This window comes from Dokdonia sp. R86516, from assembly GCF_044596715.1.
In the GTDB taxonomy this organism is placed as follows: Bacteria; Bacteroidota; Bacteroidia; order Flavobacteriales; family Flavobacteriaceae; genus Dokdonia.
The window spans coordinates 472794-494686 of the sequence record NZ_CP138998.1 but is presented as its reverse complement, the minus strand read 5'-3'; the positions used below and the strand labels follow the sequence as shown (position 1 = coordinate 494686).

The 21893-nt window shown below is 37.2% G+C and carries 18 protein-coding genes, 1 tRNA gene and 1 pseudogene; 12 read left to right on the top strand and 8 right to left on the bottom strand.

From position 1 onward, the window contains the following. The first annotated feature begins 46 nt into the window (after window positions 1-46). The 7 genes from SJY23_RS02365 to SJY23_RS02335 all read left to right on the top strand — a co-directional run bounded on the left by SJY23_RS02365 (window position 47) and on the right by SJY23_RS02335 (window position 9356). Window positions 47-1957, top strand: coding sequence for an ABC-F family ATP-binding cassette domain-containing protein (locus SJY23_RS02365; RefSeq protein WP_035335761.1), 1911 nt, complete (start codon window positions 47-49; stop codon window positions 1955-1957). A 336-nt stretch (window positions 1958-2293) separates the two neighbouring features. Then, a complete protein-coding gene (locus tag SJY23_RS02360) occupies window positions 2294-3430 on the top strand; it encodes an efflux RND transporter periplasmic adaptor subunit (protein ID WP_035335762.1) in 1137 nt (378 codons plus the stop codon). A 1-nt stretch (window position 3431) separates the two neighbouring features. Further along, window positions 3432-6680: an efflux RND transporter permease subunit gene (locus SJY23_RS02355; RefSeq protein ID WP_396597304.1), complete on the top strand. Its 3249-nt coding sequence runs from the start codon at window positions 3432-3434 to the stop codon at window positions 6678-6680. A gap of 1 nt (window position 6681) precedes the next feature. Continuing rightward, window positions 6682-7365: a hypothetical protein gene (locus SJY23_RS02350; RefSeq protein WP_396597303.1), complete on the top strand. Its 684-nt coding sequence runs from the start codon at window positions 6682-6684 to the stop codon at window positions 7363-7365. Further along, window positions 7365-8699: a TolC family protein gene (locus SJY23_RS02345; RefSeq protein ID WP_396597302.1), complete on the top strand. Its 1335-nt coding sequence runs from the start codon at window positions 7365-7367 to the stop codon at window positions 8697-8699. Before SJY23_RS02350 ends, SJY23_RS02345 begins: the two co-directional genes overlap by 1 nt. 51 nt (window positions 8700-8750) lie before the next feature. Next, a complete protein-coding gene (locus SJY23_RS02340) occupies window positions 8751-8930 on the top strand; it encodes a CPXCG motif-containing cysteine-rich protein (RefSeq protein WP_396597301.1) in 180 nt (59 codons plus the stop codon). A gap of 69 nt (window positions 8931-8999) precedes the next feature. Continuing rightward, the gene (locus SJY23_RS02335; RefSeq protein WP_396597300.1) at window positions 9000-9356 is read left to right on the top strand and encodes an STAS/SEC14 domain-containing protein; all 357 of its coding nucleotides are present in this window, start codon (window positions 9000-9002) and stop codon (window positions 9354-9356) included. Window positions 9357-9359: 3 nt separating this feature from the next. Here the strand turns inward: SJY23_RS02335 and SJY23_RS02330 are convergent, their stop codons facing one another. After that, the gene (locus SJY23_RS02330; protein WP_396597299.1) at window positions 9360-10916 is read right to left on the bottom strand and encodes a hypothetical protein; all 1557 of its coding nucleotides are present in this window, start codon (window positions 10914-10916) and stop codon (window positions 9360-9362) included. Between the two features lie 163 nt (window positions 10917-11079). Here SJY23_RS02330 and SJY23_RS02325 point away from each other — a divergent pair. The 3 genes from SJY23_RS02325 (at window position 11080) to SJY23_RS02315 (ending at window position 13180) form a co-directional block, all read left to right on the top strand. Further along, a tRNA-Met gene (locus tag SJY23_RS02325) sits at window positions 11080-11152 on the top strand. 200 nt (window positions 11153-11352) lie between these two features. Then, window positions 11353-12225: a 30S ribosomal protein S6--L-glutamate ligase gene (gene rimK / locus SJY23_RS02320; protein WP_396597298.1), complete on the top strand. Its 873-nt coding sequence runs from the start codon at window positions 11353-11355 to the stop codon at window positions 12223-12225. Beyond that, complete coding sequence (locus SJY23_RS02315) at window positions 12218-13180, top strand: succinylglutamate desuccinylase/aspartoacylase family protein (protein WP_396597297.1); 963 nt, start codon at window positions 12218-12220, stop codon at window positions 13178-13180. The genes rimK and SJY23_RS02315 overlap by 8 nt, the downstream gene beginning before the upstream one ends. 75 nt (window positions 13181-13255) lie before the next feature. On the opposite strand, the gene SJY23_RS02310 is transcribed toward SJY23_RS02315, so the two are convergent. The 4 genes from SJY23_RS02310 to SJY23_RS02295 form a co-directional block, all read right to left on the bottom strand. Beyond that, window positions 13256-13669 carry a YeeE/YedE family protein gene (locus tag SJY23_RS02310; protein WP_035335784.1) on the bottom strand — a complete coding sequence of 138 codons (414 nt, stop codon included), beginning with the start codon at window positions 13667-13669 and terminating at the stop codon, window positions 13256-13258. Window positions 13670-13672: 3 nt separating this feature from the next. Further along, entirely contained in the window at window positions 13673-14230 is a 558-nt protein-coding gene (locus tag SJY23_RS02305) for a YeeE/YedE family protein (protein WP_396597296.1), read from the bottom strand. A gap of 144 nt (window positions 14231-14374) precedes the next feature. Then, on the bottom strand, window positions 14375-15412 hold the full coding sequence (cydB, locus tag SJY23_RS02300) for a cytochrome d ubiquinol oxidase subunit II (RefSeq protein WP_035335786.1): 1038 nt from the start codon (window positions 15410-15412) through the stop codon (window positions 14375-14377). 2 nt (window positions 15413-15414) lie between these two features. Next, on the bottom strand, window positions 15415-16809 hold the full coding sequence (locus SJY23_RS02295) for a cytochrome ubiquinol oxidase subunit I (protein WP_396597295.1): 1395 nt from the start codon (window positions 16807-16809) through the stop codon (window positions 15415-15417). Between the two features lie 215 nt (window positions 16810-17024). Here SJY23_RS02295 and SJY23_RS02290 point away from each other — a divergent pair, with 215 nt between their 5' ends. After that, window positions 17025-17390, top strand: coding sequence for a hypothetical protein (locus tag SJY23_RS02290; protein WP_396597294.1), 366 nt, complete (start codon window positions 17025-17027; stop codon window positions 17388-17390). Window positions 17391-17459: 69 nt separating this feature from the next. Further along, window positions 17460-19565 carry a TonB-dependent receptor plug domain-containing protein gene (locus SJY23_RS02285; protein ID WP_396597293.1) on the top strand — a complete coding sequence of 702 codons (2106 nt, stop codon included), beginning with the start codon at window positions 17460-17462 and terminating at the stop codon, window positions 19563-19565. 68 nt (window positions 19566-19633) lie between these two features. Here the strand turns inward: SJY23_RS02285 and SJY23_RS02280 are convergent, their stop codons facing one another. From SJY23_RS02280 to cysM, 3 genes and pseudogenes are all read right to left on the bottom strand, one after another. Beyond that, window positions 19634-20107, bottom strand: coding sequence for a Dps family protein (locus SJY23_RS02280; protein ID WP_035335792.1), 474 nt, complete (start codon window positions 20105-20107; stop codon window positions 19634-19636). Between the two features lie 57 nt (window positions 20108-20164). Beyond that, window positions 20165-20829: pseudogene (locus tag SJY23_RS02275) on the bottom strand (peroxiredoxin). Window positions 20830-21012: 183 nt separating this feature from the next. Continuing rightward, a complete protein-coding gene (gene cysM, locus SJY23_RS02270) occupies window positions 21013-21891 on the bottom strand; it encodes a cysteine synthase CysM (RefSeq protein ID WP_396597292.1) in 879 nt (292 codons plus the stop codon). Window positions 21892-21893: the final 2 nt, after the last annotated feature.

Here is a 21893-nt window from a genome sequence, read left to right as displayed (position 1 = left end):
TTGCAGTCCTCATACTTTATAAATCATAATATTTACTTATCTACTTATGCTTAATATTCATAACCTTTCTGTATCATTTCAAGGTGAATATCTTTTTGAAGAAATCACTTTTCGTCTCAATGGTGGAGATCGTGTGGGACTTGTAGGTAAAAATGGTGCAGGTAAGTCTACTATGTTGCGCATTATTTCTGGAGAGCAACCTTATGATACAGGCTCAATTGCCATTGAGAAGGAAATAAGTATTGGTTTTCTTAAGCAAGATATTGACTTTATTGAAGGGAGAACTGTACTTGAAGAGTCATATGAAGCATTTAAAGAAATTAAAGAGCTAGAGGCAAAACTTGATGAAATTAACAATCAGCTGGCAACTCGTACGGATTATGAGAGCGAAGGCTATAACCAGCTGATGATTGATATTAATGATGTGCAACATCAATATGAAGTACATGGAGGTTATAACTATAAAGGTGAGACAGAACGTATACTTCAGGGATTAGGATTTAAACGTGAAGATTTTGATAAGCTTACAGATACCTTTTCTGGTGGATGGCGTATGCGTATTGAGCTAGCAAAGCTATTACTTCAAAATCATGATATCTTATTGCTGGATGAACCTACAAACCACTTAGATATAGAATCTATTATCTGGCTTGAGACTTTTTTAAAAGGATATTCTGGGGCTGTGGCAATTGTATCACACGATAAAATGTTTTTAGATAACGTTACAAATCGTACAATAGAGATTTCTTTAGGTCGCATATATGATTATCCAAAACCGTATACAGAATATCTCGTACTACGCAAAGAATTAAGAGAGCAGCAGCTAGCTTCTCAAAAGAACCAGCAAAAGCAAATAGAGCAAACCGAGAAACTCATCGAGAAGTTTCGTGCAAAAGCTTCTAAGGCTACTATGGCGCAATCGCTTATTAAAAAGCTTGATAAGATAGATCGTATCGAGGTAGATGAGGATGATAATAGCGTGATGACATTAAAATTCCCAGTATCTATTACTCCTGGAAAGGTGGTGGTAGAGGCAAATGATGTAGAAAAGAGCTATGGTGATAAAAAAGTACTTAATAACATAGATTTACTTGTTGAGCGAAATACAAAAACTGCCTTTGTAGGGCAAAATGGCCAAGGTAAATCTACGCTGGCAAAGATAATTGTAGGAGAGCTAGAGCATCAAGGGAATGTGAAGTTGGGTCACAATGTGCAAATAGGATATTTTGCTCAAAATCAAGCTGAATATTTAGACGGTTCAAAAACCGTTGAGGAAACTATGATTGACGCAGCAGATGAGCGCACCAGGCCACTTGTGCGTAATATTCTAGGTTCTTTTCTCTTTAGGGGAGAAGAGGTTGATAAATACGTACGTGTACTTTCTGGAGGTGAGCGTAACAGACTTGCACTGGCTAAGTTGATGTTACAGCCTTTTAATGTGCTTGTGATGGATGAGCCTACGAACCACCTCGATATAAAATCTAAGAATGTGCTTAAGGATAGCCTTAAGCAGTTTGAAGGAACTCTTATCGTTGTATCTCACGATCGTGATTTCTTACAAGGACTTACAGATCGTGTTTATGAATTTAAAGACCACCGTATACGCGAGTTTCTAGGTGATGTAGATTACTATCTTGAACAGCGCGAGGTGACTAACTTACGCGAGATTGAAAAAAGAGACGTTATTAAAAAAGAAGCTCCTGTAAAAAGTTCAAAAAAATCATACGAAGATCAGAAGAAGCTCAAATCACTTAATAATCGGTTGAGTAAGGTGGAGTCTAATATCAATAAGTTAGAAAGAGAAGTTAAGCAGCTTGATGCAGACCTAGCAACTAATTATGATGAGACCGTGGCTAAGCCAGATTTCTTTGATAACTATAATAGTAAGAAAAAGAAACTAGATGGATACATGGAAGATTGGGGTAAGATAACGGAGGAGCTGGATGCGTTAAATTAAGATTTTAGTTACGCTTTCGCGAAAGCGTACTTATCACAACACATAAACTGTAAACCCCACTATTTGAGTGGGGTTTTCTTTTTGTAAACATTTTTTTTAGAAATAGTATCAAGTGTTATTTGGTTTTTATTAAGAATGAGGGAGTTAAGGGTGAGATTGTCACCGTTAAATCTTACTTCTGTATCGATAACCTAATCAGTATTTTAAGTGGTGGAGGTTCATTTTGTGCTTCTAGGAGTTATGAGGTTTTTTAAGACATCGTTAACAATAGTCGCGGCTTGACATGGTTAGCTTTGCGTATTGATCATTAGGTCATATTCAACCAAAAAAAATACGATGCGTAAAATCATCCTTTCTCTATTAGGAGTACTACTCATAATAGGCGCTTTCTTTGCTTCTGAGGCAATTGTTGCTAGTAACCAACGTACACGGCCAAAACCTGAAAAGGTGGTTAAAACAGTCTTTGTAGAGGACGTGGTTAATGGTGTGGTTCCTATCGAGATTTCGGCAAATGGTAACCTTGTGGCGCAACGCAGATTAGAGGTGTTCTCTGAAGTACAAGGAATTTTACAAAAAGGAAGTAAGCTCTTTAAGCCAGGTCAAACCTATAGAAGAGGAGAAACTATATTACGTTTAAATAGTGCAGAGTATTATGCATCTGTGCAATCTCAAAAGAGTGCTTTGTTTAATCAAATTACTGCTATTATGCCAGATTTGAGATTAGACTATCCAGAGGCTTACCCTAAATGGCAGAAGTATATTAGCAACTTTGATGTAAATAAGTCAACACCTGCACTTCCAGAAATTACCTCAGAAAAGGAAGGTTACTTTATCTCAGGGCGTAACATTCAGACTGCATACTATAATGTGAAGAACCTCGAGCAACGACTTGGGAAGTATAATATAGTAGCACCTTTTACTGGAATACTAACCGAGGCATTGGTCACTGAGGGAACTTTAGTGCGCCCAGGTCAAAAACTAGGAGAATTTATTGACACAAGTGTTTATGAGCTTGAAGTTGCAATAAGTAAGAATTATGCAGATTTGCTTAAAGTGGGTAATGAAGTAGCGCTTACAACGATTGATGGAGACCAATCTTACACTGGGAAGGTGACAAGAGTAAACGGTAATATAGATCAAGCTTCACAAACTATAAATGCATACATAGAAGTAAAGGACAGTGCGCTTAGAGAAGGTGTTTATCTTGAGGCTGTGCTCCAAGCTAAAGAGGAGACAGATGCAATTGCCATAGCAAGAGGATTGCTGCAGCCAAATAATCAAGTCTTTACTGTAAGAGATTCTATTCTTGATATTATCGATGTAAAGCCAGTGTACTTCTCAGATAAAGAGGTTGTTGTAAAAGGAGTGCCTAATGGAACAAAGCTTGTAAGCAAGCCAGTTCCAGGAGCTTATGCAGGTATGCTTGTAAAAATTTACCAAGAGAAAGATTCATCACAAGCACCAGCCGAGTAAGATGCGTAAAATTATAGAGTACTTCATAAAGTACCACGTAGCTGTAAACGTGGTGGTATTAATGTTTGTGGTTTTTGGGATATTTGGAGCTTTATCATTAAAGTCTTCATTTTTTCCACTTGTAGATTCAAAAAATATAAACATTACGGTTGTTTACCCTGGAGCTTCCCCTCAGGAGGTAGAGGAGGGTATTGTACTCAAAATAGAAGATAATCTTAAAGGCTTAGATGGTGTAGAGCGAGTAACTTCTACTTCAAGAGAGAATAGCGGAAATATAAATGTAGAGATCGAGAAGGGAAAGGATATTGACTTTATGCTTCTTGAGGTTAAGAATGCTGTAGATCGTGTGCCATCATTTCCTTCTGGTATGGAGCCACTAGTAGTGGCAAAGCAAGAAGCAATACGCCAGACCATATCTTTTTCTATAAGTGGAGAAGATGTGACCCTAGCTACGCTTAAACAAATAGGGAGGCAGGTTGAGAATGACCTAAGAGCAATTGAGGGTATCTCACAAATAAACGTATCAGGTTATCCTGATGAAGAGATTGAAATCGCCGTAAACGAGAATAGCTTGCTAGCTTATAATCTTTCGTTTGCAGATGTATCTCAGGCAGTAAGTAGATCAAATATCCTTACTACGGGAGGATCTATAAAAACAGAAGCAGAGGAGTATCTCATACGAGCAAATAACAGGGCTTATTATGGCGACGAACTCTCTAATGTTATTGTAAGATCTGATGCTAGCGGAAGAACGATACGGCTTAAAGATGTTGCAACTGTAAGAGATCGCTTCTCTGAAACACCTAATGCAAACTACTTCAATGGAAATCTTGCTGTAAATGTTTCTATCACCTCTACAAACACAGAAGACCTTATAGGTGCTGCAGAGAAAGCAAAAGAATATATCGCAGACTTTAATGACAAATACAATAACGTGCAACTTGCCGTTGTAAATGACTTATCTATAACACTTGTACAGCGTACTGCTTTACTTACAGAAAATGCGGTGGTAGGGATGATACTAGTGCTTATTTTTCTATCATTATTTTTAAATACCCGACTTGCCTTCTGGGTAGCCTTTGGACTTCCAGTAGCCTTTTTAGGAATGTTTATGCTGGCGGGGTATTTTAATGTAACTATAAACGTATTGTCTTTATTTGGGATGATTATCGTTATAGGTATTCTAGTAGATGATGGTATTGTAATCGCCGAAAATATCTATCAGCATTATGAACGCGGTAAGTTACCAGTGCAAGCTGCAGTAGATGGTACCATGGAAGTATTGCCTCCTATTATTTCAGCGATTTTAACGACAATTCTTGCGTTTGGTATTTTCTTATTCTTAGATGGGAGAATTGGGGAGTTTTTTGGAGAAGTTTCTGTAATTGTAATGCTTACCCTAGCAGTATCATTAGTTGAGGCTCTTATTATTCTTCCGGCCCACCTTGCGCATTCTAAAGCCTTAAAGAAACAGGATAACCGCCCCAAAAAAGGAATTGCAAATGTGTTTTCAAAACTGCGCTATGTAAACGAGTTTGGAGATCGCATTATGGTCTGGTTACGTGATAAAGTGTATAGCCCTATATTGCGTTTTGCATTAGACTACAAATTTTTAATGTTCTCCTTCTTTATTGTTTTTATCTTATTGACTTCAGGGAGTTTTCAAGCAGGGATTATAAGAGGAGCATTCTTTCCTAACGTGGCAAGTGATAATGTACGTATAACTCTCAATATGCCTAACGGTACAAATGCGGGAGTTACAGATAGTATTATCTCTATGATTGAAATGAAAGCTATTGAAGTAAATAAAGAGCTTTCAGAAAAATACAACAGCGAGATAGACGGACCACTGTTTGAGAATATCATCAAAACATTAGGCCCTGGAACTTCTACAGCAACGCTCAGTGTAAACTTACTCCCTGGTGAAGAAAGACCTAATGATATTACTTCCATACTTGTTGGTAATATGATACGTGAGAAAGTGGGTCCAGTCATAGGGAAAGAGAGCCTCGTGTACGGAGGTGGTGGAAACTTTGGAGGAAGCCCAGTTGCAGTTTCCTTACTTGGAAACAATATTACAGAGCTTAAAGCAGCTAAGGCAGAATTAAAGCAATCTCTTGAGTCCAATCCTGTACTTAAGGATATTACAGATAATGATCCAGCGGGAATCAAGGAAATAAGACTACAGCTTAATGAGTCTGCTTATGCTCTTGGCCTCAACTTGCAGACAGTAATGACACAGGTGCGTGCAGGATTCTTTGGGTCACAAGCACAACGTTTTCAAAGGGGGCAAGATGAGATAAGAGTTTGGGTGCGATATGATCGTGATAATAGATCTTCTATTACAGACCTAGATGATATGCGCATACTTACCCCTAGTGGTTCAAAAGTCCCACTTAATGAGATAGCGAGCTATACCATAGAAAGAGGTGATGTGGCTGTTAACCACCTAGAGGGAAGGAGAGAAATACAAATACTTGCAGATCTCAAAAATCCAAAAGAGGTAAGTGCTACAGATGTTATGACAGATTTGCGTACTAATGTAATGCCAGAAATCTTATCAAAGTATCCTACGGTAACCCCATCTTATGAAGGTCAGAATAGAGAGGCTGGTAAATTAACAGGTTCTTTAAAGCCGGTGGGACTTACTGTGCTCGCGCTTATATACATTGTGATTGCTTTTACCTTTAGAAGTTATAGTCAGCCATTAATGTTGTTGCTTTTAATTCCTTTAAGTCTTCCTGCAGTAGCATGGGGGCACTGGGTACATGATTTTCCGCTTAATATTTTATCTATGTTAGGTATTATCGCACTCGTGGGTATTATGGTAAATGATGGCCTCGTATTAATAGGTAAGTTCAATACTAACCTTAGGGAGGGGATGACCTTTGACGATGCTATTTTTGACGCTGGGCGTTCACGTTTTAGAGCTATATTCTTGACATCTATAACAACGATAGCAGGACTTGCACCACTTATTTTTGAAGAAAGTAGACAAGCACAGTTCTTAATACCTATGGCGATTTCTATCGCTTATGGAATTGGTTTTGCCACGATACTTACACTTGTGATGCTACCTATTTTTCTTTCCTTTAGTAACTGGGCAAAAGCGACCACAGATAGACTTATAAAGGGGCGTAAAACTCCTCGAGAAAATCAAGAGCGAGCAGTAAAAGAGATGGAAGAAGAGGCAGAAAATGAAGCTCAAGAAGATCGAGCAGCTTTACCACATAATACAAACATAGCTTAATATGAATTTGTATAAAAATCATACACAACGTGAGATACTAGCAGTGCTAGAGCAAAGCGATAAACTTACGTACGAGGCGAAGCTTAACTTGCTTAGAGAGATAAACAAACGTTCTATAGCGGTACCTACAGACGCGTTGCAGTCCCAAATCGCACAAAAAGAAGTTGCAATTAATAATCTAGACTATTTAAAGGACATAGGATTCATTTATGTTATGGATGAGCAAACGGATACTATCACCATACGTAGAGCTTCTGGAGCAAAGTTAATGGACATAGCAGCAGTTGTTGTAGGAGTGATTTTATCACTTGTAGGGCTCATTCATTGCTGGTTGTTGCTTGCTATTTTTACTGGTAGTAATGAATTTACGCTCACAAAACTATTTACCTACGCATTCATGATAAGTCTGGGACTCATTGGGTTTAAGATGCTAGGAGGGATTAACCGTTTTTTAGATTACAATAAGTTTTTACTAGTGCAACATCGAGACACTGTAACAATTAAGAAGGGTGATGTAAAAGGCGAGCATACATTTAATACAGCAGATTTAAAGCTAGAAGAAGAAGGTGAAGATGAGCTTATTTTAAGTGCAGGTGAGATTGAGATTATGCGTACCTCCCCGCACAATTTAGTTCAAAAACTCACTATGGAAGCGCTATTGCATAACATTTTAAGGAATCAATAATGAAACTTTCAGTACAAAATATAGCAGTATTTCTTTTATTGTTCGCTTTCGCGAAAGCGTACTCTCAAGAAACTCCAACCTCATTACTTACTAAGGAAGAGGCGGTACGTACTATGCTTGAGAATAATTTTGGGATTCTACTTGCAAATAATCAAGTGGCAGTTGCCGAAAATAATACAGGGATTTTAAATACAGGATATTTACCTACGATAAGCACTACAGCGGGTATAAATTATAATGTAGACAATCAAGAAGCTACTTTTCAAGATGGTACATCAAGATCTGTAAATGGAGCAGAGACGACAAGATACAATGCGTCTGTAAATCTAGATTATACACTTTTTGATGGCTTAGGGAGGTATTATAACTACAAGACTCTCAAGGAGCAATATGGTTTATCTAAGCTACAGGCTAGAGAGACAATTGAAAATGTGATGGTGCAGCTATTTACAGTATATTATGAAGTTGCGCGTGTCGAGGAGAATCTGGGTGTGCTAGAAAATGCACTTGAAATATCAAAAGAGCGTGAGCTTAGAGCACAATATCAATTTGATTACGGGCAAGTAAACAAGCTTGAAATCCTTAACGCGCAAGTAGATATTGTAACAGATAGTACAAATATTCTTAATGCAAGACAGCAGCTGCGCAATGCACAGCGTGATCTTAATGTGGTGCTCGCAAGAGAACTTGAAGACCTGAAAGTGGCAGATACTACTATTACTTTTATAAACCCTATAAGCATAGAGGAATATATTAATGAAGGCACTTCAAACAACATATCGTTATTGCAATCAGAACAAAATATTACTATAAGCGATTACCAGATAAAGCAAGCTAAATCCTTATTGCTTCCTACGGTAGGGATTACCGGAAGTTATGGATGGAATGAAGGAAATTTTCCAGCGACTAACTTCCTTGCTTCGAGCACATCTACAGGTTTTCAAACAGGTGCGACCTTGCGATGGAATTTATTTGATGGAGGGAGATCAATTGTGGGAGTGAAAAATGCAAAAATAGCATTAGAGAGCCAAGAGTATATCAAAGAGCAACTCAAGCAACAAGTAGAACGTGATATTTCAAACGCAAAGGGCAACTATTATAATGCACTTGCGATCTATAACTTGCAAGAGCAAAATGTAATTACGAGTAAGGCAAATTTTGATAGGTCTGAGGAGCGGTTTAAATTAGGTCAAATCACAAGTATAGAATTTCGTCAGGCGCAGTTAAATCTCCTTAATGCGCAAACTACCAAGAACGCAGCAAAGTATACCGCAAAGCTAGCAGAGATACAATTATTACAGCTCACAGGTCAATTACTTAATGTAGATTTTTAATACGTAGGTGGCGCTTTCGCGAAAGCGTACTCCTCTATAAATTAGATCATCATGTACGAACATTTTTTTCAATGCCCATACTGTTGGGAAGAGATTTCTATGCTCTTAGATCCATCTGTAAGTAGTGTTTATGTAGAAGATTGTGAGGTGTGTTGTAATCCTATTGAACTACAAGTAGGTTTTGAGGATGGAACTTTAACCTCATTCTCTGCTATAGACATTGAACAATAGACTATTTTCTTACAATACGTTTTACTTTTCCATTCTTAAAACATTTATCTTTCTATTAATAAATTCTTCATGATTATAGAACTTAATATCGCAGATGACACGCTAGGCTTTGTTTATGAAAACAAAATAGCGCAAGATGGTGTTAATCAAGTGAAGGCGGCAATAGAGAAAAAGCTTGAGAGTCACGATAAAATCAATATCTATCTTGAAGATGACGATGTGGATGAGATTGAGATAAGAGCATTTATTGACCATACTTTTTTTGATATCTCTTATGCAAAGCGTATTAATCGATTAGTGATCGTATCTAACAGATCGTGGATACGCCGAGTAGTGCGTCTCAAGGATTTATTAATGACCTCAGATGTGAAGGCTTACCCATCAAAAAAACGTGTAGATGCTTTGTGCTGGGTTATGAAAAAGTAAGAATTACCCTTTTCCTGCGAGCGTTTCAATCAAACCAGATTTGAGGTTAAGCCAAAGATAATTGAAGAATGACTTAGTTGTATCTCTTTCTGTTTCACCAGAGCCTTCTCTAAAATCTGTAGGTTTATCATTACTATCTTCTTTGATAAACAGATTTACAACCTTAGATAATAACTTGTTAATGCCTTTCCCTCTTTTACGCATTATTTCAATCTCAAAATCGTCATATTTCATACGCATATCAATGCTAGACTTGCTAGCATTACCGCCTATGGTAAAGTAGGTTTGGTACGTTTCACCTGTGAGTTTCACATTGAGATTAGGAGCCGTAAATTGATTCATTTGCTCTCCTTCTAATTTGCCTATGCTACCTTGAAATAGAAACTGATCACTATAATCGTTTACATCAAAAGACCAATCCACTTCAATAGGAGTGTTGTCCATAAATGTAGCGGTTAAATTTATAACTGTTTTATCTCCTTCTGGATAGGTGTTTCCTAGTTTGTTTATAGATGCATTAAGAGTAGAGAAATCTATGCGTCCTCCTTGATTATCATCCTTTAATTTTTCTTGATAAACAATACTGCCATCTTTAATAGTAACATCATCTACTAGGAGGTTAATAGGAGCATCCCTGAGCATTTTACTATAAAGAGGCTTGTAACTATTATCATCAGTAACTAGCTTGTCTCTATAAACATTTAAAGTAGGTTTGTCAATTAAGATTGAGTTAGCTCCTGCAAATAACTCACTATTTTCAAATCCAAAAGTGGGATTGTCTATTTCAATGACTGCTATTTCTAGATTAAAATGATCCCTTTCCGCTGGGATTAGATTCGACAGGTCAGCCTTACTGTATTTTGTATTCAGTGTGATATTGTTGAAACGTCCTTTTCTATCAGTTATGGTAAAATCGTCAAGAGTGAGTCGTTCGTAGTTGCCTACTTTTAGAGATATATCAGAACCTTTAGCATTGTAGTCGGAGTAATCTAGAGGTAGCTTTCTGGTTAACGTCTTACTATCTATATAAATGTCGTCTATTTCTAAAGTTATATCTGCTACGCTAACGGATATTGAATCTTTCGTTCCATCATAAATCTTCAAGGAAGCATTATCTATACTTAATTCTTCAACCAGAATGGGTTTAAAAACTTTGGCAAGAGGTTTTCTTACCGTGTCTGTTGATTTCTTGAATTTATGCTTGCTGTAAGTAATTGCTGCATCGTTGAGTTTTATATCTTCTATATTGATTTCTTTACGAACTAGATAGCTCCAGTAGCTCACATCTTCAATTGTAAATGAGTTTGCCTTAACAATTGTGTGCGTTATAGTATCCGTTTTGTTCTGAATATGCACTTCTGGATCTATAATAGTGATGGTTCCAGAGAAGCTTTTTAGATTTATATCGCTATATGAGACAGTAAAATGATCAGGAAGTCGATTTTTTAAAAAAAATTCTGCTTTATTTTTTACTGCACGATTTATTAAAAGTTGAGCTGTAAAAAGTGCTAGTATTAAGATTACCAGTGAGATGAGAATCGTTCTTGTTTTTTTATTCATAGGTTAAATATAATATGCAGTAATGGCTGAGAAAAAAGTTTGTGATTTCTTGTTAAATATGCCCTTTATGATTTGGTAATAAGGAAAAGTTTGTTGTATATTTGCACTCCAATTAACGCAGTACTGATGGCCTAATCAAGAAACGTGTTACTGGAACATATATCGCGGGATAGAGCAGTAGGCAGCTCGTCGGGCTCATAACCCGAAGGTCACTGGTTCGAGTCCAGTTCCCGCTACTAAGTTAAAAGCTTCACAGCAATGTGGAGCTTTTTTTATGCGTGGTATTTTGTTTTAGATACAGGATACATGTCTCGCTCTTTAGCTATCGTAAAGTTGATTTTTGCTTTACAAGAATGCACATAAATATTTGTTGCAAATAATATTAAATAACCACTTATTAGATTATCTTCTCGACAAAAGAAACTAAATCCACATTATGAGAATTGTAGTGCTATCACAGAATCCAAATTTATATTCCACAAGGCGTCTTATCGAAGCAGGGGAGAAAAAAGGTCACGAGATGATCATTATTGACCACACTAAGTGTAACCTCGTTATCGAAAAGAAAAACCCAACTATTGTCTATAAGGGTAAGGAAATAAAGGATATTGATGGGGTAATCCCGAGAATAGGGGCTTCTGTAACATTTTTTGGTACAGCAGTCGTGAGACAGTTTGAGATGATGAAGGTTTTCTCTGCAACAGAATCCCAAGCATTAGTAAGATCACGTGATAAATTAAGAAGTTTACAGATATTATCAAGAGCTGGTTTAGGACTTCCTAAAACAGTTTTTACAAACTACTCTAAGGATGTTGGTCAAGTTGTAGATGGAGTAGGAGGAGCGCCACTTGTAATTAAATTACTTGAGGGGACGCAAGGTCTAGGCGTAGTACTAGCAGATAATAAGAACTCTGCAGAGTCTATACTAGAAGCTTTTAATGGGTTACAAGCAAGAGTAATTGCACAAGAATTTATTAAAGAAGCTGGAGGTGCAGACATACGTGTATTCATTGTAGACGGAGTAGTGGTGGGCGCTATGAAAAGACAAGGTAAAGAAGGAGAGTTTAGATCTAACCTACACAGAGGCGGAAGTGCAAACGTTATCGAACTCACAGACGAAGAGGAAAATGCAGCGCTTAAAGCAGCAAAAGCAATGGGATTAGGAATTGCAGGAGTAGATCTGTTACAGTCTTCTCGCGGTCCATTAATACTAGAAGTAAATTCGTCTCCAGGTCTTGAAGGGATTGAGACGGCAACAGGAAAAAATATTGCAAACTACATTATAAAGTACGTAGAGAGAAATGCCTAATGATATTGAAATACTAGGGAACGCTGTTTCTTTAGGAAAAGGGTTACAAGTAAACCTAGACATTGCAAAGCTTCACACTAGAACAAAGATTGAGGTGCCCATCATTATTGAGCGAGCACCAAATCCTGGTCCATGTATTCTTATTACTGGTGGTATTCACGGTGATGAGGTTAATGGAGTAGAGATTGTAAGGCAGATTGTTTCAAAAAAATATAATAAGCCTACTCATGGTACAATCATATGTATTCCTGTAGTAAATGTTTTTGGTTTTCTTAATCAGACGCGAGAGTTTCCAGATGGAAGAGATCTCAATAGAGTGTTTCCAGGAAGTATAAGAGGATCACTTGCTAGTAGATATGCTTATAATTTAATGACAGAGATCATTCCGCATGTGGATTACTGTATCGATTTTCACACAGGCGGTAGAGAGCGTTTTAATGCTCCGCAGGTGAGAATTAATGAAGATGATGAGACCCTAGAACTTGCAAAAGCTTTTGGCGCGCCATTTATACTCAAATCAAAAAACAGGGAGAAATCTTTTAGAGATTCATGTGTAAAAAAAGGTAAGAAAGTCTTGCTTTTTGAAGGAGGAAAATCCCTTGCAATAGATAGCGATATTACAGATGCTGGCGTTACAGGAGCATTAAAAGTAATGCAACACCTAGGTGTGCGTGACTTTACAGAAGAACTTTCTGATGACTACAGCTGGAGGGTAGAGGCAAAGTCTATAATTATCGAGAAGTCATTCTGGATAAGAGCTCGTCATTCTGGAATGTATAGACCTCATGTAAAAGCAGGAACCTATGTAAAAAAAGGGGATGTAATTGCCAGCGTTTCTGGTCCTTTTGGTGATTTTGAAAAAAATATAAAAGCACCAAATTCAGGATATATTATCTGTATCAATCATGCCCCGATAGTAAATCAAGGAGATGCTATTGTACACATTACAAAATAAGAGATCTTTTTAAGTAATTACGCTTTCGCGAAAGCGTAACAACAACATTCAAAATACATAAAGGATAAACAGCCTCTAATGAGGTAGTTTATCCTTTAATAATCCATATACGAATGTACCCAACAGCGAGGCTCCGATAACTACAAGAATAGGAACGTAACCTGCTCCAATTAAGGTAAACATTGGTCCTGGACAAGCTCCTGCTAGTGCCCAGCCTAATCCAAATAAAATGCCACCTATCATGTAACGACTAAAGCTTTTTGCCTTAGGGTGGAAATGAATTGTCTCACCATAAAATGATTTGATGTTGAGACGTTTAATAAGTTGTACTACTATAATGCCTATCACTAGCGCAGATCCTATAATTCCATACATGTGAAATGACTCAAACTTGAACATTTCATAAATACGAAACCACGAAGCAGCTTCAGATTTAAACATAGTTATTCCAAAAAGAATACCGATTAATAGATATATAAGTGTTCTCATTTTTTAAAATATAAAGGGGAATAGTACGTGAATCATAAACAGGCCGCCTATAAAAAATCCTAAAACGGCTATGAGTGATGGTAGTTGTAAATTACTTAAACCAGAAATGGCGTGACCAGAAGTACATCCACCCGCATATCTAGCACCGAAGCCCACTAGAAATCCACCTATAATTAATAAGGCTAAGTTTTTAAAGCTAAGTAATGCGCTTGTGTCAAACATCTCTGTTGGTAAATAGGCTTTTCCCGCACTATTAAAGCCTAGGTTGTTGAGGTCTTTTATTGTATCTGGATTAATGGCTACTGCGATGTCTGTAGATAGCCATTGAGATCCTATATAACCGCCTATAATTGCACCTAGAACCACAGTGAGATTCCATCGTTGATGTTTCCAGTCAAATTTGAAGAAATCTGCTTTGTTTCCTGCGCCGCATATGGTGCACATTGTTCTTAAGTTAGAAGACATTCCAAAATTCTTACCTACCATAATAAGTAAAAACATGATGAAAGCAATGATGGGTCCTGATACATACCAAGGCCAGGGGGAGAAAATCCAATTCATGTTATTATTTTGTGCAAATATCCACTTTTAAAGCAATCTTATTTGTAACCTAGGTTACTCAAATAGATGATCGTAATAAAGAAAGCACACTAGAAGGTCTAGTGTGCTTTTAATGTGAGGATTATGCTTTTATAAAACACGCTGTTAATAACTGTGGTCATCTAGTTTTACTTTACCTGCAAAGGTTTTATACACAAAGAAAGTATAACCAAGAACCAGCGGAGTCCCTATAGCAACCATGGTCAAGCTTATGCCTAAGGACTTATCTGAAGATGCGGCATTGTAAATAGTAATACTATTTGCCGGATCAATTGTTGAGTATAGCAGCGTAGGGTATAACTCTATAGCCACAAGCACCATCATTAAAGAAATGGTAAGTGCAGAGAAGAAAAAAGCTATCTTAAAACGCTTTTTGTGAGCCAGTCTTGGGATGTTTGCAATACTTAAAAACGTAAGTATTGGTATGATAAATAAAGCTGGACTTGCTTTAAAATCATCAGAAAGATGAGGTATGTAAATAAGCGTGTATAAAGATGTGATTAGAAAGAACACTATAAAAAGAATAATGGCCTTTTTAAGAAGTCCTTCTAGTTTATCAAAAAGCTTTCCTTCTGTTTTGAGTAGTAAATAGATAGCTCCGTGGGTCATAAACAAGAATAGTGTAGTAAATCCTGTAATGATTGCATACGGATTTAAAAAGCCAAGAAATGGGCTTCCATCATACTCTAGATCTGGACCTATAGGTATTCCTTGCAGTACGTTGCCCATTACGACACCTAGTAAAAACGCTAGCATGATACTACTCACACTGTAGCATATATCCCACATTTTGCGCCACCATAACCATTCTTCTTTACTTCTAAATTCTATAGCAATTGCTCTAAAAATGATAAACATTAAAAAGAGCATAAAAGGGATATACAAACCAGAAAAGAAAGTAGCATACATCACGGGAAATCCTGCAAAGAGCGCCCCACCACCTATGACCAGCCATACTTCGTTCCCATCCCACACAGGTCCTACCGCATTAAGAGCGATACGCCTGCTAAGTTCTTTTCTAAAAAACAAATGCCACGCACCTGCTCCAAAATCAAAACCATCTAGTATGGCATATCCAGAAAAAACACCTCCTACCACGAGGAACCAAAGTGTAGGGTAATCTATACCTAATAAAGTTTCCATAGTTATGAGTTTAAAGTGTTTGCTACCTGTTCTGTAATTTCCTTAGTAAAGGTTCTTTCTTCCATATCATCGTCGTCTTCTTTATAAGGGCCGTGTTTGATCTTTTTAGTTAACAAGTAAAGAAATAAGAAAAGTAATAAAGCGTAAACCACAAAGAATAGTACCAGTGAGAACACAATCTGATTTGCAGTAACGGCTTGTGAGAAAGCTTCAGAAGTCCTCAAATGTCCATATACTACCCAAGGTTGTCGTCCCATCTCTGCAGCAAACCATCCTACTTGATTACCTAGTTGAGCTAGTATTACAGATGGCACAAATATTCTAAGCAACCATTTTGTTTCAAACAGCGTACCTCGCCACCATAAAAAACAAGCATACAGCGTAAGCCCAATGAAGAACATACCGATTGCAATCATAATATGATAAAACTGGAAAACCGCATTTACTTGTCCAGGTCTGTCTTCTTCTGGAAAAGCATTAAGACCAGTTACTGGAGCGTCAAAATCTTGATGCAGTAAGAAAGATAATCCTCCTGGTAATTTAATCCCTGTGACTTCTTGTGTTTCATTATCAACCCAACCAAAAAGATATAAATCTGCTGGACCACTTGCCTCATAATGCCCTTCTAAAGCAGCTAGTTTTGCTGGCTGATTAACAGCAACGCCCTCTGCCGAACTGTGACCAGTGACTAATTGCATTAATGAAAAGATAGTGGCAACTCCTAGCGCAATTTTAAAAGCCATTTTAGAAATCACAACATAACGACCTTTAATAAGGTAATATGCATGTACACTAAGTACTAAGAATGCTCCAGCGAGAAATGCTGCAAACCACGTATGAGTAAGTCTATCTACACTAGAAGGATTAAAAACCATTGCCCAGAAATCTGTAATTTCTGCACGGGCATTCATTCCTTCTCCTACAATATGATAACCAGCAGGCGTTTGCTGCCAGCTATTTGCTACCACAATCCAAACGGCAGAAAACATAGAGCCTAAAAATACGCCTATGGTTGCAACGAGGTGTACCCAAGGTTTTACACGGTTCCATCCAAAGAGTAAGATACCTAGAAATCCGCTTTCTAGAGCAAAGGCAAAAATACCTTCGGCGGCTAGTGCACTCCCGAATATGTCACCTACATAGCGAGAATATGTTGCCCAGTTTGTCCCAAACTCAAACTCCATTACGATTCCCGTAACCACTCCTATCCCAAAGGTGAGTGCAAAAATCTTAGTCCAAAACTTGGCAAGGATGTGATATTGTTCATTTTTTGTGCGTATCCACAAGCTTTCCATAATTACCATAATAAGACCTAAGCCTATACTTAATGGTGGGTAGATGTAGTGAAAGGAGATGGTAAAAGCAAACTGGATTCTAGCAAGAATTTCGGTATCCATAGTTCTGAAGATTTTGTAAACAAAAATAAAAATTAAACATTTTTGGTTGGGTAACAATGGTTACACAAGTGTAGTTTTAATTTATTTTTCTTGTGTAACCTAGGTAGCTTATAGAAGGTAGATTTCTCAATATTTTTGACTCGTTAACTTTTTTAATTACGCTTTCGCGAAAGCGTACCTGTCATCTATAAGTTTATTTAGTGAAGCTGTTTGCCATGTCCATACTATCATTGTTACTCTTGAGCAATAGCTTAAGAGTATCTGCCGTTTATGGATGGTACACTCTGGATATAGAAAGTTTTGTAGCTCAATTATGTGAGAACAAAGACAAACCTGAACTACAATGTAATGGTAAATGTTATCTAACTAAAGTAGCTGCCAATACATCATCTCAAGATGAACAAAAGACTCCAATTCTAGAGTGGGATCAATTGGTTTTTTGTCAGCTAGAGGTGAGCTTCCAAGAAGTAGCATTTCTGCCAGCCACAAAAGGTAATAATCATCACTACACGACTTTGTATAGTGATATGTTTTCTTACTCAATTTTCCATCCTCCAAAGGTGTGTCCTTTTTTTATTTAGAAAAGGAGAGGAAATAGATGTATGCTATTTCCTCCATGTCACTGTGATGTAATTTGGAAAAAAGAAACAATGAATATAAAAAGAATTGCGCTTCTGTGCGCACTTATACCTGTATCAATGATAGCTCAAGAAACAGGAAAAAAACAAGACACAACAACTTCAAAAACTATTCAATTAAATACAGTACTTGTTACCGGACAGGGAAATACGGACCCAGTACTAACTACAGTTAAAACAGATCTTCTTAAGAAAGTAGTACAACCCAAAAATGTAGCCGACTTATTTAATGATTTTAATGGCTTTTCATTAATTAAACGCGGTAACTATGCCATAGATCCGTCATTTAGAGCTATTCAGTATGAACAGCTTAATATTCAATTTGACGGTGGTACAAAGGCAGTGCACGCTTGTCCTAACAGAATGGATCCTATTACCACTCATGTTGTGCCCGAAGAGATAGAGCGTATTGAGGTCATAAAAGGGCCTTATACCGTGAGGTATGGAGCAACTTTTGGCGGAGTGATTAATCTAGTGACTCAGAAACCTCAATCTATGGACAACGGCTTGCATGGTCGTGTAAATACTGGATATAAATCTAATGGTAATTCTCTCGTATCTTCTTTATCGCTAAATCAAGTAACTGATAAATATGATATCACTGCAAATGCTGGTTATCGTGATTTTGGTAATTATGAAGATGGGGATGGTGTTGAGATTCCTTCGTCCTTTAGAAGTCTAGATTATGGTTTGAGGTTAGGGTATAACATAAACGATAACCAAAGAATTCAAGCGCACTGGAGACAATCATTTGGCAGAGATGTATTACATGCTGGATTACCAATGGATACAGAAGAGGATAATAGTTCAATTTTATCCATAGACTATAAGAAGACGAAGGAAAATGGTTTTATAAAAGAGCTTAATGTAAAAGCATATTACTCTTATGTAGACCATATCATGTCTAACGGGAACAGACCTTCATTCATGACTACAGAGGCGCTATCTGCTATAGATGCTACTACGGCAGGAGGGAAGCTAGAGTTAAAAATGAAACCAACAGATAATTGGATTCTCTATGGAGGTCTTGATGCCATGCTTATTGCAAGAGATGGTGGTAGGACGAGAGTTGTAAAACGTAATATGATGGGTATGGAGTTTGCAGAACCTTTGATTTTTCAGGATAAAGTATGGCAAGACTCTTATGTAAATGACTTTGGGTTATTTGCAGAAAATAAATATGCATTCTCAGATAAGACTATGCTTACTGCAGGAGTGAGATATGATCTTGTAGTCTCAGACATTCAAGATCCAGAGGCAGATTTCCAGGCGCTATATAATAACTTAGAGCAGCGAGAGGAACATAATATCTCAGCAACAGTATCTGTTAAGCATAAAGTGTCAGATAATGCGACTTTAGAGGCAGCTTATGGACGTGGTGTTAGATCTGCAAATATGATAGAGCGTTATATAAATCACTTTTCTGTAGGACAAGACCCCTTTGAATATGTGGGAAATCCTTTTCTAGAAGCTGAGGTAAATAACCAGTTTGAAATAGGAATAAAAGGCAAGAAAGTTTTAACTACGGGAATTGATGCCATTAGATATGGCCTGTCGGGTTATTACTCTCTTTATGAAAATTATATTGTAGCTGTAGTAGACCCTGCACTAGACCGTAAATTTATGCCTACGGCACAACCACAAGAAGTAAAGCGTTTTGTAAATCTTGATAAAGCCTACAAAACAGGTTTTGAAGCCGATGTAGCAATCGATTTTGCTCGTTATTTCAATGTCAATACTAGTCTCTCTTATGTTTATACTAAAAATAAAGATCTAGATGAGTCGCTGCCATTAACACCTCCTTTGATTACAAGACTAGGAGTAAGTTTTGAAAAAGATAGATACTGGGCTAGTGTAGATTATACAGTGACATCAAAACAAGATGATATAGCGTCAAGCTTTAGAGAGCAAGAAACAGCAGCTTATGAAACCTTAGATATACGTTTTGGTATGGAAGTTATTAAAGACTTTAATGTAGGTCTAGCAGTCTTAAATGCATTTGATGAGACTTATAATAATCACCTCAACTTTTCTTTTGTAAATCAGGCAGATTTTACAAGAGTACCTATAAACGACCCAGGTAGAAATTTCTCTGTATTTGTACAGTATGGATTTTAGATGGTAACTATAGAAAAAGCCCTTTTGATTTTATCAAAAGGGCTTTTTTATTATGTAAATGTTAAGTGCTAGTTGCGGTATGCAGAGAGCATCCACACTAGCTTTTCTTGTTGTGTGATGTAATCACTCATTAAAGCAACAGTACCCTCATCACCACCATCTCCAGCAGTTGTAAGTATTGTTCTTTCCTTTTGTAATAAAACCTTTAAAGATTCAAGGATGTTATCTATAGCCTCTTCACCATCAGTTACATTTTTGGCAGCTTCAATGTCTGAGCTATCTAAGTAATCCTTAAATGAATGAGTAGGGGTAGCACTTAAAGTAAGTACACGCTCTGCGATTTCATCTACTTTGATGAGTGCATCATTATATAACTCTTCAAACTTCACATGTAGTTCAAAAAATTTCTTTCCAGTAATATTCCAGTGAAAACCTCTTAGGTTCATGTAAAAGATCTGGTAGTTAGAAAGTAAGTCGTTAAGTTGTGTTGCTGTGGTTTGAGATGTCGAAATGTCTAAACCGATGTTGTTTGTATTGCTCATAATAGAGATATTGTATGGTTGTTTTTTATTTTATTATAAAGTGTAAATAATAATGTTTTAGATACTCTTCTTTGCGAGATACCAGGTAACTTTTTCTACAGAATCATCTGAAAGTCTCTCGTTTAGTGCATCTAGTGTTTTAGGTGGAGAGCAAATCACTTGATCACCTCTTTTCCAGTCTAGCGGCATAGATACCTTATGCTTATCTGACATTTGCAGTGCATCTAGCGCTCTTAGAATCTCATCCATATTACGACCTACATTAAGCGGGTAATACATAATAAGACGAATTTTTTTGGCAGGATCGATAAAGAAAACAGCTCTTACTGCTGCAGTCTCACTCTCGTTAGGCTGTAACATTCCGTATAGCTTTGATACCTTCATATCAATATCTGCTATGATAGGAAAATCAAAGTAAACACCTGTGTTTTCTCTTACATTTTGAACCCATCCTAAGTGAGCGTGTATACTGTCTATACTAAGACCTAGCAGTTCTGTGTTTAAGGCGTCAAATTCTGGTTTTCTAATCGCGAAACCACTCATTTCTGTGGTACACACAGGAGTGAAATCTGCAGGGTGAGAGAACATCACTGTCCACTTATCTTTTGCAAACTCAGACATTTTGATAGTTCCCTTTGTCGTAACTGCCTCAAAATCTGGGCTGTGTCACCTATTCTTGGCATTGAGATTACTTGTTCTGGCAATAGGTTTTCTTTATCCATAATAGTGCGTGCTTATCGTTAAGTTTTATTGTATAAAGATACGCTATAGATGTAGGTGGCTTAGTAACCTATGTTACATACTTAGTTTTTTTAAAATAACTTTAACAAATGAGGGTGATTATGCTTTTGCGAAAGCGTAACTACCCTCATTCTATTTATACTATATTATGAATTAGGCAATCACTATTCAAATAAATCTGACGAAAGATATCTATCTCCCCGATCACAAATGATGCTTACTATAACTCCGCTTTCTAGTTCGCTAGCTAGTTTTAGAGCAGCCGTAGTTGCGCCACCACTACTCATACCTGCTAGTATTCCTTCTTCTTGTGCTAGCCTTCTAGCCATGGCAATAGACTCATCACGACTTACTTCAATCGTTCTATCTACTTTTGAAGCATTAAAGATTTTTGGTAAATATTCTTGTGGCCATTTACGTATGCCTGGTATTCTAGATCCATCTGTAGGTTGTACTCCTACAATCTGGATATCGCTGTTTTGTTCTTTTAAAAATGTTGAGGTTCCCATGATGGTACCTGTAGTTCCCATAGAAGACACAAAGTGCGTTACCTCACCTTGAGTATCTCTCCATATTTCTGGACCTGTTGTTTTGTAGTGAGCTTGCCAGTTATGATCATTTGAAAACTGGTTAAAAGAGAAGTATCCTGCATTTTCAACCTTATTAATAGCATAATCTCTAGCGCCTTCTATCCCGTCAGGGTGAAGTGTAACTTTTGCTCCGTAAGCTCTCATGGTTTGCACGCGTTCCTTAGTTGCCTTTTCAGGCATTACAAGTTCTATTTCTAGACCATAAATAGCAGCAATCATGGCAAGTGCTATACCTGTATTACCACTTGTAGCCTCAATAAGCTTGGTGCTTTTATCTATAGCGCCGCTATCTAGCGCGCTTTTAATCATATTATAAGCAGCTCTGTCTTTTACACTACCTCCAGGATTATCACCTTCTAGTTTAAAATATAAACTCACATTTGGGTTTGTATTTAATGCTATAGACTTGACTATGGGAGTGTTTCCTATTTGATCTAAGAGCGTCTTATTCATTG